This is a genomic window from Micrococcus antarcticus, assembly GCF_044872765.1.
GTDB lineage: Bacteria > Actinomycetota > Actinomycetes > Actinomycetales > Micrococcaceae > Micrococcus.
In genome coordinates this window covers 225,660-241,201 of the sequence record NZ_CP085253.1, presented here as the reverse complement: position 1 = coordinate 241,201, position 15,542 = coordinate 225,660, and the positions used below count along the sequence as shown (strand labels likewise).

At 72.6% G+C, this 15,542-nt stretch carries 14 protein-coding genes and 2 tRNA genes; 8 read left to right on the top strand and 8 right to left on the bottom strand.

Features of this window, described 5'->3' with window-relative positions; genetic code table 11:
- Positions 1-155: 155 nt before the first annotated feature.
- Positions 156-527: a globin gene (locus LG274_RS01155; RefSeq protein ID WP_248115311.1), complete on the top strand. Its 372-nt coding sequence runs from the start codon at positions 156-158 to the stop codon at positions 525-527.
- A gap of 5 nt (positions 528-532) precedes the next feature.
- Here LG274_RS01155 and LG274_RS01150 read toward each other — a convergent pair whose 3' ends face one another.
- Positions 533-1,270 carry a hypothetical protein gene (locus LG274_RS01150; RefSeq protein ID WP_298713371.1) on the bottom strand — a complete coding sequence of 246 codons (738 nt, stop codon included), beginning with the start codon at positions 1,268-1,270 and terminating at the stop codon, positions 533-535.
- Positions 1,271-1,366: 96 nt separating this feature from the next.
- Here LG274_RS01150 and LG274_RS01145 point away from each other — a divergent pair, with 96 nt between their 5' ends.
- The gene (locus tag LG274_RS01145) at positions 1,367-2,359 is read left to right on the top strand and encodes an acyl-CoA thioesterase II (RefSeq protein WP_298713368.1); all 993 of its coding nucleotides are present in this window, start codon (positions 1,367-1,369) and stop codon (positions 2,357-2,359) included.
- Between the two features lie 90 nt (positions 2,360-2,449).
- Here the strand turns inward: LG274_RS01145 and ettA are convergent, their stop codons facing one another.
- Positions 2,450-4,132: an energy-dependent translational throttle protein EttA gene (gene ettA, locus LG274_RS01140; protein WP_248114994.1), complete on the bottom strand. Its 1,683-nt coding sequence runs from the start codon at positions 4,130-4,132 to the stop codon at positions 2,450-2,452.
- 60 nt (positions 4,133-4,192) lie between these two features.
- Positions 4,193-4,750: a single-stranded DNA-binding protein gene (locus tag LG274_RS01135; RefSeq protein ID WP_298713365.1), complete on the bottom strand. Its 558-nt coding sequence runs from the start codon at positions 4,748-4,750 to the stop codon at positions 4,193-4,195.
- Positions 4,751-4,944: 194 nt separating this feature from the next.
- Between LG274_RS01135 and LG274_RS01130 the strand changes: the two genes are divergently transcribed.
- Positions 4,945-5,018: transfer RNA gene (locus LG274_RS01130), tRNA-Arg, on the top strand.
- Between the two features lie 79 nt (positions 5,019-5,097).
- Positions 5,098-6,561 (top strand): DUF2079 domain-containing protein, encoded by a 1,464-nt coding sequence (locus LG274_RS01125; RefSeq protein WP_298713362.1) that lies wholly within the window; start codon positions 5,098-5,100, stop codon positions 6,559-6,561.
- On the opposite strand, the gene LG274_RS01120 is transcribed toward LG274_RS01125, so the two are convergent.
- Genes LG274_RS01120 through mptB (LG274_RS01110) form a run of 3 tightly spaced genes read right to left on the bottom strand, consistent with a single transcriptional unit; the run spans position 6,546 to position 11,112 of the window.
- The gene (locus LG274_RS01120; RefSeq protein ID WP_298713359.1) at positions 6,546-7,892 is read right to left on the bottom strand and encodes a glycosyltransferase family 87 protein; all 1,347 of its coding nucleotides are present in this window, start codon (positions 7,890-7,892) and stop codon (positions 6,546-6,548) included. The genes LG274_RS01125 and LG274_RS01120 overlap by 16 nt on opposite strands.
- Positions 7,889-9,472, bottom strand: a complete 1,584-nt coding sequence (gene mptB / locus LG274_RS01115) for a polyprenol phosphomannose-dependent alpha 1,6 mannosyltransferase MptB (protein ID WP_298713356.1) — start codon at positions 9,470-9,472, stop codon at positions 7,889-7,891. The genes LG274_RS01120 and mptB (LG274_RS01115) overlap by 4 nt, the downstream gene beginning before the upstream one ends.
- The gene (gene mptB, locus LG274_RS01110; RefSeq protein ID WP_404464890.1) at positions 9,469-11,112 is read right to left on the bottom strand and encodes a polyprenol phosphomannose-dependent alpha 1,6 mannosyltransferase MptB; all 1,644 of its coding nucleotides are present in this window, start codon (positions 11,110-11,112) and stop codon (positions 9,469-9,471) included. The genes mptB (LG274_RS01115) and mptB (LG274_RS01110) overlap by 4 nt, the downstream gene beginning before the upstream one ends.
- A gap of 90 nt (positions 11,113-11,202) precedes the next feature.
- Here mptB (LG274_RS01110) and orn point away from each other — a divergent pair, with 90 nt between their 5' ends.
- The 3 genes from orn (at position 11,203) to LG274_RS01095 (ending at position 12,417) form a co-directional block, all read left to right on the top strand.
- Positions 11,203-11,850 (top strand): oligoribonuclease, encoded by a 648-nt coding sequence (orn, locus tag LG274_RS01105; protein ID WP_298713348.1) that lies wholly within the window; start codon positions 11,203-11,205, stop codon positions 11,848-11,850.
- A 44-nt stretch (positions 11,851-11,894) separates the two neighbouring features.
- Positions 11,895-11,970, top strand: a tRNA-His gene (locus LG274_RS01100).
- Between the two features lie 141 nt (positions 11,971-12,111).
- The gene (locus tag LG274_RS01095; protein WP_298713345.1) at positions 12,112-12,417 is read left to right on the top strand and encodes an antibiotic biosynthesis monooxygenase; all 306 of its coding nucleotides are present in this window, start codon (positions 12,112-12,114) and stop codon (positions 12,415-12,417) included.
- Between the two features lie 576 nt (positions 12,418-12,993).
- Here the strand turns inward: LG274_RS01095 and LG274_RS01090 are convergent.
- On the bottom strand, positions 12,994-13,197 hold the full coding sequence (locus LG274_RS01090) for a hypothetical protein (protein WP_298713342.1): 204 nt from the start codon (positions 13,195-13,197) through the stop codon (positions 12,994-12,996).
- Positions 13,198-13,317: 120 nt separating this feature from the next.
- Between LG274_RS01090 and def the strand changes: the two genes are divergently transcribed.
- Positions 13,318-13,953: a peptide deformylase gene (gene def / locus LG274_RS01085; protein ID WP_298713339.1), complete on the top strand. Its 636-nt coding sequence runs from the start codon at positions 13,318-13,320 to the stop codon at positions 13,951-13,953.
- A gap of 90 nt (positions 13,954-14,043) precedes the next feature.
- Here the strand turns inward: def and LG274_RS01080 are convergent, their stop codons facing one another.
- Entirely contained in the window at positions 14,044-15,489 is a 1,446-nt protein-coding gene (locus LG274_RS01080) for a glyceraldehyde-3-phosphate dehydrogenase (RefSeq protein ID WP_298713336.1), read from the bottom strand.
- Positions 15,490-15,542 lie beyond the last annotated feature (53 nt).

The window sequence follows — 15,542 nt, the reverse complement described above, 5'->3', positions numbered from 1 at the left end:
GCGCGAACCGGCCGAGCGCCGTGACCGGCATGGAGAACCGGCCCACCGAGGTGGAGCCGATCACGAAGGACGGCGCCCCCGCGCCCGTCGACCAGGTCCGCGCGCGCGACGCGCAGAGTGGCCCGGCGACGGCGGGGCCCACCGCGCCCGACCGGATGACCAGCTTCTACGACGCGGTCGGCGGGCACGCGACGTTCTCGAAGCTCGTGCACGAGTTCTACTCGCGCGTCCGCGAGGACGAGCTGCTCGCGCCCATGTACCCGCAGGAGGACTTCGCCGGCGCCGAGGTGCGCCTGCGCCTGTTCCTCGAGCAGTACTGGGGCGGTCCGAGGACGTACTCCGAGCAGCGGGGCCACCCCCGCCTGCGCATGCGCCACGCGCCCTACAAGGTCGACCCTGCCGCCCGCGACGCCTGGCTGCGGAACATGCGTGCCGCCCTGGACACCCTGGACCTGTCCCCGCTGCACGAGGCCGAACTGTGGGACTACCTCGAGCGGGCGGCGCACTCGCTGCAGAACTCCGCCTGACTCTCTCAGACCGCGACGGCGGCCCTCCCCAGGACGAAGCCACCCGGGGTGTCGAGCCGGGTCCACGGGCCGGCGGTGCTCAGGCGGGCGTGGCTGCCCGGGAGCAGGAAGCCCAGCGCGTGCGCGCCGAACGCCATGCCCGCGGGGAACTGGAGGGCGTCCCCGCCGAGGGTGGGGCCCCACATGCGGGCACGGACCTGGCGCACCACGGCCTCGCCGGGGTTCTCGGGCAGAGCCGCCCGCACGGCCTCCACGCCGCGGGAGGCCACCTCGATCAGCTCCTCGTCCGCCACCTCGGCGGCCGGGGTCCAGCCGGAGCGCGGCGGCGTCAACGCGGTCCAGGAGACCTGCTCGCGGGTCGGCGGGACGGGGAACGCGACGTCCACCGGGTCCTGCCCGCGCATGCGGGCGGTGCGCTCCGTCACGGCCCCGAGCGGGACGACGACGTCGAGTCCGGCGACCCCGTCCGCCGTCGCGAGCGGAACGGTGCGCAGGCCGAGGACCACGGGGACCTGGTCGCCGAGACCCTGCGGCTGCAGCACGGAGACCCACTGCGCGAGCATCGGCGTGCGGGAGGACCCCGCCTCCGCGACGACGTCCAGGCGCATCCCCGTGTCGGCCACGCGGCGGGCGCGCGTGGCGAACTGCTCGAGGTCGCGGACGGCGCGCTCGTCGGCGAAGGTCAGGACGGGGACGCCGTCCCGGTCGCGGGGGGTGCCGGTGGAGGGGGGCTGCTGGCTCATGACAGCATTGTCCCAGGTCCGGCCCCGCCCGGACCCGCCCCGTGCCGGGAATCGGCCCGGGCGCCGCACGGACCACTCCAGGAAAGGGAGCACCCCATGACGCCGCGCACCCCGAAGCGCCCCGCCTCCGCGCCGAAGGACCCCACCGACCTGCTGCGTGGCATCCTCGACCTGGCAGACGCCGGCCCGGACCCCGTCACCGGCGAGCCGCGGTTCACCGGCACCACGCCGCGGCAGGCGCACGGCCGCGTCTTCGGCGGTCAGGTGCTCGCCCAGGCGCTGGCCGCGGCCGCGCGGACCGTGGCGGGCACCCGGCCCGCGCACTCGATCCACGGGTACTTCATCCGCCCCGGGGACGCGCTGCAGCCGATCACCTTCACCGTGGAGACGCTCCGCGACGGCCGCTCCTTCTCCGTGCGGCGCGTGCTCGCGTCCCAGAACGAGAAGGCCATCCTCGCCCTGACGTGCTCCTTCCAGGAGCCCGCCGAGGGAGTGGACCACCAGGTGGCCATGCCCGAGGACGTCCCGGCCCCGGAGGAGCTGCCCACCACCGCCGACGTCCTGGGCAACATCCGCCACCCCGTGGCGCAGGAGTGGTCCTGGTCCCGCCCCTTCGACATCCGCCATGTCCAGTCCCCCATCTACGTGGACCGCGCGGCCCGGGCCCAGAACACGAACATGGTGTGGATGAAGACGTTCACGCCGCTGGCCGACGACCCGCGCCTGCACCTGGCCGCCCTGACGTACGCGTCCGACTACACGCTGCTCGAGCCGATCCTGCGCCAGCACGGGGTAGCCTGGGTGCAGCCGGGCATGTCCGTCGCGTCGCTGGACCACGCGATGTGGTTCCACCGTGCGGCCCGCGTCGACGAGTGGCTGCTCTACGTCCAGCACTCCCCCAGCGCCCAGGGCGCGCGCGGGCTCGGCCAGGGCTCGGTCTTCACCCGCGAGGGCGAGCTGGTGGCCACCGTGGCCCAGGAGGGGATGGTGCGCCTGCCGCAGGGCCATGCGGCGACCCGTGCGAAGGTCCAGGACGCCGCCCAGCGCCTGACCATGCGGACCCTGCTGCGCCGCAGCTGGCGCCGCTGAGACACCCCCCGTCAACCAGGCCCTCGCGCGCAGTCGACGACGGCCCGCCTCGGGCGTCCGAGGCGGGCCGTCGTCGTCCCGGCGGGACGGTCAGTCGCGCGTGAGCTTGCGGTGGGTCACGCGGTGCGGGCGCGCGGCGTCCGGACCGAGGCGGTCCACCTTGTTCGCCTCGTAGGACTCGAAGTTGCCCTCGTACCAGTACCAGTTCGCAGGGTCCTCGGCGGTGCCCTCGTACGCGAGCATGTGCGTGGCCACGCGGTCGAGGAACCACCGGTCGTGCGAGACCACGACGGCGCACCCCGGGAACTCGAGCAGCGCGTTCTCGAGCGAGGTCAGCGTCTCGACGTCGAGGTCGTTGGTGGGCTCGTCGAGGAGCAGCAGGTTGCCGCCCTCCTTGAGCGTCAGCGCCAGGTTGAGGCGGTTGCGCTCACCGCCGGAGAGCACGCCGGCCTTCTTCTGCTGGTCCGGGCCCTTGAAGCCGAACGCGGAGACGTAGGCGCGGGAGGGCATCTCCACGTTGCCGACCTTGATGTAGTCCAGGCCGTCCGAGACGACCTCCCACAGCGACTTCTCGGGGTCGATGTTCGCGCGGGACTGGTCCACGTAGGAGATCTTCACGGTCTCGCCGACCTTGAGGTCTCCGCCGTCGAGGGGCTCGAGCCCCACGATGGTCTTGAACAGCGTGGTCTTGCCGACGCCGTTGGGGCCGATGACGCCCACGATGCCGTTGCGCGGCAGGGAGAAGGACAGGCCGTCGATGAGCACGCGGTCCCCGAAGCCCTTCTTCAGGTCCGTGGCCTCGATGACGGTGTTGCCCAGGCGCGGGCCCGGCGGGATCTGGATCTCCTCGAAGTCCAGCTTCCGGGTCTTCTCGGCCTCGGCGGCCATCTCCTCGTAGCGGGCCAGGCGGGCCTTCGACTTGGCCTGGCGGCCCTTCGAGTTGGAGCGCACCCAGTCGAGCTCCTCGGCGAGGCGCTTGGCGAGCTTGGCGTCCTTCTTGCCCTGCACCTCGAGGCGCGCGCGCTTCGTCTCCAGGTACGTGGAGTAGTTGCCCTCGTAGGGGTAGAGGCGGCCGCGGTCGACCTCGCAGATCCACTGGGCCACGTGGTCCAGGAAGTAGCGGTCGTGGGTCACGGCGACGACGGCGCCGGGGTAGGCGGCCAGGTGCTGCTCGAGCCACAGCACGGACTCCGCGTCCAGGTGGTTGGTGGGCTCGTCGAGGAGCAGCAGGTCCGGCTTCTGGAGCAGGAGCTTGCACAGGGCCACGCGGCGGCGCTCACCGCCGGAGAGCTTGGTCACGGGCTCGTCGGCCGGGGGCGTGCGAAGGGCGTCCATGGCCTGCTCGAGCTGGGAGTCGATGTCCCACGCGTCGGCGGCGTCGATGTCCGTCTGCAGCGAGCCCATCTCCTCCATCAGGGCGTCGAAGTCCGCGTCCGGATTCGCCATCTCCTCGGAGATCTGGTTGTAACGCTGGATCTTGCCGTAGATCTCGCCCACGCCCTCCTGGACGTTCTCCAGGACGGTCTTGGACTCGTCCAGCTTCGGCTCCTGCATGAGGATGCCGACGGAGTACCCGGGCGAGAGCCGGGCGTCGCCGTTCGAGGGCTCGTCGAGCCCCGCCATGATCTTCAGGATCGTGGACTTGCCGGCGCCGTTGGGGCCGACCATGCCGATCTTCGCGCCCGGATAGAACGACATCGTCACATCGTCCAGGATCAGCTTGTCGCCGACCTTCTTCCGTGCTTTGACCATCGTGTAGATGAATTCCGCCATGCGTCCCAGGCTAGTGGGTGGCCGCCGGATTCCTCTCATCCGACGGCCGCCCCGCTCGCCTCAGGCAGCCGTGAGCACGCCCGGGGTGCGCGCCGCCTCCTCCCCCACGCGCTCGTCGCCCTCCTGCTCCTCGCCGCCGTCGTCGGCCGGGCGGTCCGCGCGGGCCGGCGCGAAGGCGTCATGGGCCGGACCCCCGAAGTCCTCGGCCGGCTCGGCGCCGGCGGCCCGCTCCTCGCGCGGCTCCTCCCGCGGCGCCGAGGCGCGCTGGTTGCGCACGAAGGCCCCCGAGCCGTAGCCCAGGTCCAGGCCGACGGCGTCCGCCACGACGTCCACGGACGTCCCCGAGCGCTCCTCCGTGGACCAGTCCCGCACCCGCAGGCGGCCGGTGACGATCACGGGGTTGCCCTTCTTGATCGACTGCGCGGTGTTCGAGCCGAGCTGACCGAACGCGGAGACGCTGTACCAGTTGGTGTGGGCGTCCACCCACGTGCCGGCGTCCCGGTCGAAGCGCCGCTCCGTGGTGGCCAGGCGGAAGCCCGCCACCGTGGTGCCGGAGGCGGTGTGGCGGACGGCGGGGTCGGTGGCGACGAAGCCGCGGATGGTGATGGTGTCCTGCATGATGGGTCCTTCTCTGCGCGGCCCCGGGCCCGGCCCGGAGCGGGTCTGCGGCGCATCGGTCGATCCGCCACCCCCATCAGACGCCCCCGGAGCGGCCGGCGTCCGGCACGTCCGCCGCGCTGGGGACCCGCCGGGCGCGGACGTCGCCTGTGCAGGAACGGCGCCGAGCCCGGCCGGTAGAATGGCACGGCCCAGCCCCAGTAGCTCAGCTGGACAGAGCAGCGGCCTTCTAATCCGCCGGTCGGGGGTTCGAATCCCTCCTGGGGCACCGCCGTGCCGCGCCCTGCCGCCGTGCACCGTCGTCGTCGTCCCGAGCGTCAGGAGGCCCGAGCATGAGGAGGCCCCCCATGGATCGCCGGCGCGCGTGGCCCGCTCCGCGGGAGCGATGGCACCTCGCGCTGCTGCTGGCCGCGTTCACGGCCCTGGCCGTGACCCATTCGTTCCTGCGCCACCGGGCCTACGAGTCGAAGGGCTACGACCTGGGGATCTTCGACCAGGCGATCCGGCAGTACGCCCTCCTCAAGCCACCGATCGTGCCGGTCAAGGGGGTGGGCTTCCACCTCCTGGGCGACCACTTCCACCCGGTCCTCGCCCTGCTGGCGCCCGCCTACTGGATCTGGGACGACCCCCGCGTGCTCGGGATCGTCATGGCGCTGGCCCTCGCGCTGGCCGCGGTGCCCGTGTACCTGTTCGCCCGCCGCCGATCGGGCCACGGCCTCGCCCTGGGCGCGGCCGCGGCGCTGCTGCTCTCCTGGCCCTTCCAGGCCATGGTCAACTGGGACTTCCACGAGATCACCCTGGGCGTGCCCCTCATGGCGTGGCTGGTCTGGGCCCTGGACGGGGGCCGCCCGTGGACCGTCACGGCGCTCGCCGCGAGCCTCCTCACGGTGCGCGAGGACATGGGCGTCACGCTCGTGGCGGTGGCGCTGGTGCTCGCGATCCGCGGCCACCGGGTGCAGGCCGCCGTCACCGCGGTCCTGGGCGTGGCCGGCTACTGGTTCGCCACGTCCGTCGCCATCCCCCGCTTCTCCCCCACGGGGAGCTTCGGCTACTGGCAGTTCACGGCGCTCGGCCCGGACCTTCCCTCCTCCCTCCTGTTCATCCTCACGCGGCCGCTCTCCGCCGTCGGGGTGCTGGTGGACCACCCGTTGAAGATCGCCCTGCTGCTCCTGCACCTCGTGCCCCTGCTGCTCCTGCCGCTCCTCAGCCCGTTGACGCTGCTGGCGATGCCCGTCCTGCTCTCTCGCCTCTTCAACGACCGGCTCACCGTGTGGAGCCCCGTCTTCCAGTACGACGCCATCCTGGCGCCCATCCTCCTGATGGCCGCGCTCGAGGCGGCGCACCGGCTGGCGGCCCGGCGGGAGGAGCTGCGGCGGCTGCCCACGGTGCTCGTCGCCGCGGCCCTGGGCGTCTCGCTGCTCGGCACGGCCGTGTTCCCGCTCGTCTTCCCGTTCCACCGCACCCTCACGGGGGACATGGCGGTCACGGCGCACGCGCGCAGCCTTGACCGCGCGGTCTCCCTCATCCCGGACGGCGTGTGCGTCGAGGCCCCGGACCACGTCATCCCCCACCTGACCACGCGGACGTACGTGGGCCTCGCCGGGGACATCGGCGACGAGCTGGCCACCTGGACCATCGTGGACCTGCAGGAGGAGGAGCCCGGCGGGTGGGACCCGCTGGCACCCGGGCAGGTCCTGGAACGCGCCCGCGCCCTCGGCTTCCAACGGGTGTGGTCCGAGGACGGGGTGATCGTGCTCCACCACCCGGGGCGCGCGGTGGACCGGACGTGCTCGGACTACCTCCGCCGCTGAACGGCGGCGGCCAGCGGGCCGTCCGGCGCGCCCCAGAACGGGCCCGCGTTCGGGTCCTCCGCGATGCCCGGGGCGACGCACGGCGCGCCCCGCTCGAGGGCGGTGCGTCGCACCGGGTCCCGCGCCGGGTCGAGGACGTCACGGATGACGATGACGCAGATCCAGGCGACGGCGGCCACGTGCAGCACCACTCCCGAGCCGTACCAGAGGGTGGCCCAGGCCCCGCCGAACGTCCCGCCGGACGTGATGCGCGCGGACTCCATCCAGACTCCGGCCCAGTGGTAGACCTCCACGACCTGCCAGGCCCAGAACATCCGGCGCCGCGGCGTCGCGAGGACGACGAGCGGGATCAGCCACATCACGAACTGCGGCGAGTACACCTTCCCCAGGAGCAGGAACGCCGCCACGATCAGCAGGCAGAGCTGGGCCAGGCGAGGGCGCACCGGGGCCGCCAGCCCCAGCCACGCGATCCCCGCGCAGCACACCGCGAACAGCCCGTTCGACACCAGCGAGAACGTCTCCCCGGACCATCCGGTCCAGACGAACGCGAGCCACACCGAGGAGAAGGAGACCGCACGCTCGCCCGAGAAGGCGTAGAAGCGCGCCCACTGGTCGAACGCCGTCAGCATGAACGGGAGGTTCACGGCCAGCCACGCCGCCGTCCCCGCCGCGAGCGCCCTCCCGAACCCCGCCCACCGGCCCGTGCGCAGCGCGAGGACCAGGAGGGCGCCGAAGAAGAACAGGGGGTAGAGCTTCGCGGCGGCGCCCAGGCCGAGGAGCGCGCCCGAGAGCGTGGGGCGGTCCGCGGACCACGCCCACAGGGCCAGGGCGGCGAGCATGACCGCCCACAGGTCCCAGTTGAGCATCGAGGTCAGGACGACCCCCGGCGCGAGGGCCACCAGGAGCGCGTCCCGCGACCGGCCGCGCGCCGTGGACGCCGTCGCCACCACCGTGACCATCCAGCAGAGCACCACGCCCGCCGCGTTCACGTCGAAGTAGGCCACGGTGCGCTCGTGCAGGGACCCGCCGGCGGGCACGAGCCAGGAGGTGACCCCCGCGACGACGGCCAGCAGTGCCGGGTACTCCATCCACTGCTCCGTCGGAAGCGACGCGGAGAAGGGGAAGTGCCCGTCGGCCAGGCCCCGCGTGGGGAACAGCTGCGCGAAGTCCGAATAGCACAGGTGGACGTGCACGCCCGGGGCGGCCCAGCCGTGCACGCGGCACCACTGCTTGCTCAGCAGGCCGAGGACGGCGGCCAGCGCCGTCGCGCCGAGGAGGACGGCGACCCGGCAAGAAGCAGGGCCGGAGGCGGGGCGGTCACGGTCGCTCATGGTCCCTCCCGGGGGATGGCGGGGCGAGGCTCGATCGTCTCGAGCGGGGCACGGCCGCGGCCGGGGAACAGCACGGCGGTGGACGGGTCGCGGAACGCGATCAGGAGGATGCCGACGAGGGCGGCGAGCGCCGTCGCCCCGCGCACGGCCGCGAGCGGCATCCACTGGGCCACGGAGATCTGGTCCACCACGCCGACGCCGATGAGCAGCAGGACGGCCAACGCCGTCACCCAGCCCAGCCAGCGCGGGTGGAGCGGTCCGCGGGGCGTGCCGGGGAGGGCGCACGCGAACAGCGGCAGCACCCAGAGCAGATACCACGGCTGGATGATGGGCGCCGTGAGCACGGCCACGACGAGCACGGCGGCGGAGGAGAGCACCGGGTCCACGGGGCGGCGGCGCAGCGCCATCCAGGCGGTGAAGACCAGCGCGGCCAACGTCATCAGGGTGTAGAACGCGTTCGCGGCCGACCGGGCGGGCACGGGGCTCACCGCGTCCACGAGCCAGCCGAGGCCGAGCCCCACCAGTCCCACCGGCGCATAGGGGAAGGCGGCGTCGCCGCTCGTGAGCATGGCGGCCGCCCACCCGAACCACAGCCCCGTGCCCGCTCCCAGGATCGTCAGGACGGCCAGGGCGACCGCCGCCGTCGTGATCCAGGGGCCGAGGCGCTCGCGGCGCCGAGGCGGCCGCCCGCCGGCGCGGAAGGGCGCCCAGCCGGCGGGCAGCAGGAGGGCGGCGAACGGCAGGGCCAGCGCGGTCAGCGGCTTGATGGCCACCGAGAGCGAGATGAGCACGAGGCCCCACAGTCCGTGGAGGCGACGGCGCGGAAGGCGCACCAGCAGCAGGAGACCGGCCAGCATGAGCCCGCTCATGAGGGCGTCATTGTGGGCGCCGGCCACCATGTAGAGCAGGAACAGCGGGTTCGCCACGCACAGCCACGCGGCCCAGCGTCCGCCGCGGCCCGCCGCGTCCGCGAGACGGCGCACGGCCCACAGGCACAGGGCCATCCCGGCCAGGGCGAGGAGCCGGAAGCACAGCACCCCGAGCTCGATGTTCCCGCCGGAGAACCGCCACGCCCCCTCCGCGAAGAGCAGGAACAGCGGGCCGTACGGAGACGGGGACTCGGCCCAGATGGAGTCCGCCCCCTGCATGAACCACCCGGGCAGCCGGGAGACGCCCTCCCGGTAGGGGTCCAGCCCGAGCGCCACCACCCGCCCCTGCTGGAGGTAGGAGTAGACGTCCCGGGAGAAGATGGGGAAGGCGCCCAGCATCGGGAGGGACCACTGCCACGCCGCGCGCGTCACCGCTGAGCCCTGGGAGTCCCAGCGGCCGCGCAGGGCGCGCCCGAGCCGCAGCCACGCGCGGGCCAGCAGCAGGCAGCCGACCGCCAGCAGGACCGCGCACCCGATCACGCCCACGAGGTTGGCGCGCAGCGGGTTGAGCAGCCGCGTGCCGGCGAAGACGGTGTCCGTGGTCATCGGCAGCCACCCCACGCCCCACGAGGCGACCATGATGAGCACGGCGGCGACGGTCCCCTCCCGCACGGCCGCACGGGGATCCGGCGCCTCGGCGCCGTGCTTCACCGGACCTCCGGCCGACGCCTCACGCTGCGGGCGACCGTCCGGAGCTCGTGACGGCCGGGCATCCTGCCGCGCAGGACGTGCCGCGTGTGCGGGTCCAGGAGCAGGATCCACACGAGGCACAGGGCCGAGACCGCCAGCGAGACGACCTTCACCTCGCCCGCGATCTCCAGGAACGGCCACGTGAACAGCTGGTCCTGGGCGCCGTAGGTGAGGAAGAAGCACACGGTGAAGAACACCCACGTCAGCCGCCAGTCGTCCGGGATGCCGATCACGGCGAAGAAGGGCAGCAGCCACAGCAGGTACCACGGGTGGATCACCGGGGAGAGCACCACGAGTGCAGTGAACGCCCACGTCATCCGAGGCAGGATCCGGTCCTGGCGGCCCCGGAACATGAGCACGGCCACCACGAGCACCGAGAGGAGGCGTCCGGCCGTCTTGTAGAGGCCCTCGATGCCGCTGCGGTCCACATCGTTCCCGAGCGCCTCCAGGACCCCGATGGTCACGCTGGAGAGCATGCCGATGGGCGCCCACGGGGACGTGCCCGTACCCGTGCTCGCCATGACGGACACCCAGCCGAAGCCGTAGCCGTTGGCGTGCCCCACCGCGAGCATGATGAGGGCGGAGGTCACCGCCGTCGCCGCCCAGCAGGCGAAGCGACGGGGCCACCCGGCTCGGGGGCCCGCCCACAGCAGGCCGATGAACGGCAGGAGCACCACGGTGATGGGCTTGACGCCGAGCGAGAGGGTCACGAGGAGCACGCCGGCCAGGCCCCACCCGGCCGAGGCGAGCGCTGACTGGGGCCGCTCCGGGCGCCCGGCGCGCAGGGCGCACCACGTGCCGGCGAGCGCCAGGCCCACCATGAGGGCGTCGTTGTGACCGGAGGCGACGAAGTGGATGATGACGAGCGGGTTGGCGGTGGTGAGCCACTGCGCCCAGCCGGGCGGCGTCCCCGTGCGGCGTGCGAGCAGGGGCACGAAGACCGCGGTGAGGACCACGCCGAGCACCGCCACGAGGCGGAAGAGCACGATGGCCAGGTCCGGGTTCTCTCCCCCGCTGGCGTTCACCATCGCCTGCTCCACCCACAGGAAGACGGGCCCGTAGGGGGTGCCGTCGTAGGCCCACATGGAGTCCGCACCGAGCTGGAGCCAGTTCGAGACGTCGGAGATGCTGTCCTCGTAGGGGTTCTTCCCAGCCGCCATCATGCGCCCCTGGGCCACGTACGCGTACATGTCCCGGCTCAGGATGGGCAGCGCCACCAGGAGGGGGGCGCTCCACAGGGCCGACGCCCAGGTCATAGTGCCCACCGTCCCGCCGCCGCGCGGGTCCACGGTCTGGCCGAGACGGATCCAGGCCCAGAACAGGAGCCAGAAGCCGAGGGTGAGGAGCGTGATGCCGGTGAGGACGCCCGCCTCGTCCGTGCGCCACGGGATGAGCCACTGCCAGCGGTTCAGGGGGGAGACGGACGCGAGCCAGCCCACGCTGTAGGAGCCCGCCACCACCAGGAGGGACCCCAGGAGCCCGACGAGGAGCGGGACGCGCGGCGAGCCGCCCGGGCCGAGCGGCCGCGGAGCTGCGCTCGCGCCGCCGGGCGCCGGCCGCTCCCCCGACGGGGACGACGGCGGCGGGGTGGGCGCGCTCATGGGGCGTGTCCTTCCGTGCGGGCCGGGTCGGAACCCGGGGTGGGACTGACGGCGAATCTATCATCGTGGACCACGAGTAGCCTGGATTCCATGAGCGACACGAACACCCCCGCGCCGGAGCGCGCCCCGCTGGTCTGGATCGACTGCGAGATGACCGGCCTGGACCCGGACGTCGACGTGCTGGTGGAGGTAGCCGTGCTCATCACGGACTCCGAGCTCGAGCTCCTCGACGAGGGGCTGGACCTCGTGATCCGCCCGACCGCGGCCGCCCTCGCCCAGATGGACCCGTTCGTCCGGGACATGCACACCACGTCCGGACTGATCGAGGAGTTCGAGTCCGGGCTCCCCCTCGAGGAGGCTGCCGAGCGGGTGCTGGCCTACATGGCCGAGCGCGTGCCCGCGGGCAGGGCCCTGCTGGCCGGCAACTCCGTGGGCCAGGACAAGCTGTTCCTGTCCCGGTACATGCCGCGCGTCGTGGAGCACCTGCACTACCGGATCGTGGACGTCTCCACGCTCAAGGAGCTCGCGCGCCGCTGGTATCCGCGCGCCTACTACCAGGCGCCGGCGAAGACGGGCGGCCACCGCGCCCTCGGCGACATCCGGGACTCGATCACCGAGCTGCGCTACTACCGCGAGGCGGTCATGCTCCCGGCCCCCGGCCCGACGTCGGACGAGGCCCGCTCGATCTCGGCCCGGATCACCGCTGGCGCGGGCGACCCTCAGGATCGTGTACAGTAGTACCCGCTGCTCCGCACGGGTCACCCCCATCGGGAGCATGCATGGTGGGCGTAGCTCAGTCGGCAGAGCGTCTGGTTGTGGTCCAGAAGGTCGCGGGTTCAATCCCCGTCGCTCACCCCACCGAGGCCCCCGGAATCATGCGGATTCCGGGGGCGTTGTCGTGTCCGTGGTTGCGCTCCTGGTAGTGCCGGGCGGGGGTCTACCCTGGCAGGGCAGGAGGGCGCCCGCCCTGCCCCACCGTCCCGTCTCCAGGAGGCCACCGTGTCCGTCGTGAAGATCAACGCCATCACCGTCCCCGAGGGTGCCGGTCGCGAGCTCGAGCAGCGCTTCGCCGCCCGCAAGCACGCCGTGGACTCCGAGCCGGGTTTCGAGGGCTTCCAGCTGCTGCGCCCCACCGCCGGGGAGGACCGCTACTTCGTGGTGACCACGTGGGCGTCCGAGGAGGACTTCCAGGCGTGGCGCTCCGGCCGCATGCCGGCTGCCCACTCGGCGGAGAAGGACGGCCGCCCCGCCCCCGTCGCCACCGGCGCGGACCTCCTCGAGTTCGAGGTCGTCGAGCTCGGCTGACCCGAGCCTCCGCACCGCCCCTGCACGGTCAGGATCGCCCAGCGCCCCGGCCGCCGGTCTCGGGTGAGGCGTCTGCGGTGCTCTCGACGGGCCGGGCACAGCATCGACAGCGCACCGAGGGCCTGCGTGCCCCACATCACGGGAGAGATCCGGTGTGCCAGGACCGGTTCACGGAGCGGACCCCGCGCCTCCGGGGAGCAGGCGGCGCAGGTGGTGCTGGGGGCGAGCTTGCCCCCATGGTCGAGGGGGTCTCCCCCGCCAGGGGCACGGCCTCGGCCCACCAGGGCACCCCACCCGCGGCGAACCACTCCTGCGGCCCCGGGCAGTCGATCCGACGCAGGAGGGGGTGCGCCTTCGGAGACCTGGCGACCGCGAGGGCCTCGGGGCACTCGGGCATGCCGAACTCCTCTGTCGGTCGGCGACACCCCTCTCAGCCGCCTCGCGTCCCCCTCCGGTCGGTCGCCTGTGCGGCATCCATGCTGGTGGGCTCGGGAAGATGCCGGTACCCGGCGGCGGCCCGGCTGAAGCGCACGCTCTGGGCTCCGCCGAAGATCAGGACGGCGAGCAGCACGGCCGTCACGCCCCGACCCGGCAGTGCTCGGCGGGCCACGACGCCCACCAGCAGGATCCCGAGGACGAGGGGGCGAGCGGACGGCTCAGCAGCGTGACCACGGCGCCGACGAACCACCAGCGGTCAAGGCCGCGCGTCGCCACCCACGCCGGGAACCTCGTCGGGCCCACCAGCGCCGCGATGACGCCACGGAGCAGCGCGAAGAGCACCACCGCAGTGGTCTCGATTCGACGGGGCCGCTCCGCTGTCTCCCACCTGTGCACACGCGGAGGCGAGCGGGGCTGAGTAGACTCCCGGTCGTCACCTGCCGCCGTCCCCGAGGATCCCCCGTGCCTTCCATCTGCCCCATCACCGTCTACGGCGAGCCCGTGCTGCACACCCGCGCGGCGGAGGTCGAGGTGATCGACGACGGCATCCGCACCCTGATCGAGGACATGTACCTCACGCAGGACGTCGCCAACGGCGTGGGCCTGGCGGCCCCGCAGGTGGGTGTGGGCCTGCGCATCTTCACGTGGACGTTCCCGGACACGGGCGACGCGCCGAACGTGGGGCACGTGATCAACCCCGTCCTGACCTACCTGGACAAGGCCCCCCAGGAGGCCCCCGACGAGGACGAGCACACCGAGGGCTGCCTGTCCGTGCCCGGCCACGGCTACCCGCTGCAGCGCTCCTCCCGCGTGCGCCTGGCAGGCCAGCGCGTGGACGGCGAGCTGTTCGAGTTCGAGGCCGAGGGCTGGTTCGCCCGCGTGATGCAGCACGAGTACGACCATCTCAACGGCACCCTCTACGTGAACCGCCTCGAGGGGAAGTGGGCGCGGCGCTGGAAGCGCGCGCAGCGCGCCGAGCGCATGAACCGTCCCGGCGTGACGTGGCTCCCTGGCACGGATCCGGACCCGTTCGGCCACGGCGAGATCGACCACGAGTGCGACGGTCCTGACTGCGCCCACGAGCACGCCCAGGACTGAGCTCCTCCGGAACGACCGCGGCGCCGCCGCCTCCCCGCGGGAGGCGGCGGCGCCGTCGTCGTGGTGGCCTGAGGACTCAGGCCGGGCCGGTCAGGCCCGCGGGAAGACCGGCAGGTCCCGGCCCGCCATCTTCTTCACGCAGCGCACCACCTGGTGCGAGTAGCCGTACTCGTTGTCGTACCAGACGTAGAGGATCGCGTTCTTGCCCTCGTTGTTCACGAGGGTCGCGAGGCCGTCGACGATGCCGGCGCGGTTGGAACCCACGAAGTCCGTGGAGACGACCTCCGGGGAGTCGATGTAGTCGATCTGGCTGTGCAGCTCGCCGGTCAGGGACTCCTGACGCAGGCGGTCGTTCAGCTCGTCCACCGAGGTGGGCGTCTTCAGTTCGAGGTTCAGGATGGCCATGGACACGTCCGGGGTGGGGACGCGGATGGCGTTGCCGGAGAGCTTGCCCTTGAGCTCGGGCAGCGCCTTGGCCACGGCCTTGGCGGCGCCCGTCTCGGTGATGACCATGTTCAGGCCGGCGGCGCGGCCGCGGCGAGAGCCCTTGTGGAAGTTGTCCGTCAGGTTCTGGTCGTTGGTGAAGGCGTGCACGGTCTCCACGTGGCCGTGGTCGATGCCGTACTCGTCCTGGATGACCTTGAGCACCGGGGTGATGCCGTTGGTGGTGCAGGAGGCCGCCGAGATGATGGTGTCCTCGGGGAGGATGGCCTCCGAGTTCACGCCATAGACGATGTTCTTCATCTCACCCTTGCCCGGGGCGGTGAGCAGGACCTTCTTGACGCCCTTGGCCTGGAGGTGCTGGGACAGCCCCTCGTCGTCGCGCCAGCGGCCGGTGTTGTCCACCACGATCGCGTCCTCGATGCCGTAGGACGTGTAGTCCACGGTGGTCGGGTCGTTCGAGTAGATGACCTGGATCTCGGTGCCGTTGGCGGCGATGACGTTGCGGGCCTCGTCCACGGTGATGGTGCCCTCGAAGGCGCCGTGGATGGAGTCGCGGCGCAGCAGGGAGGCGCGCTTGATCAGGTCGTCGTCCGAGTTCTTGCGGACCACGACGGCGCGCAGGCGCAGCGCGGAGCCGCCCCCGGCCTGGCCGAGGATGATGCGGGCCAGCAGGCGCCCGATGCGGCCGAAGCCGTAGAGCACGACGTCCTGCGCGCGGCCGAGGCCCTCGCCCCCCTTGCCCTTGACGTCCGCGAACTCGGCGTCGAGGAAGGCCTGGAGGTCACCGCCCTGCTTCTTGAACTTGGCGGCCAGCTTGGCCAGGTCCACGGAGGCGGCACCGAGATCCATGGAGGACAGGCCCTGGACCAGCGCGTACGTCTCCTCCACGGGGAGCACGGTCTCGTCGATCCGACGGGCGAAGCGGTGCGCCTTGATGATGTCGATCACGCCGCGGTTCACGAGGGTGCGCCCGTGGATGCTGGTGACCACGTTGTGCTCGCGGTAGAGGCTGCCCAGCAGCGGCACCATCTTCTCGGCGAGCTCCTGCTGCGTGTTCCACTCGGGGGTCTGGGTCGAGGCGGTGTCTGCCACGGGAGTCCTTCCTTCAAGCCTGTGCGGGCACGTGCGGGCACGGACCCTCCGGG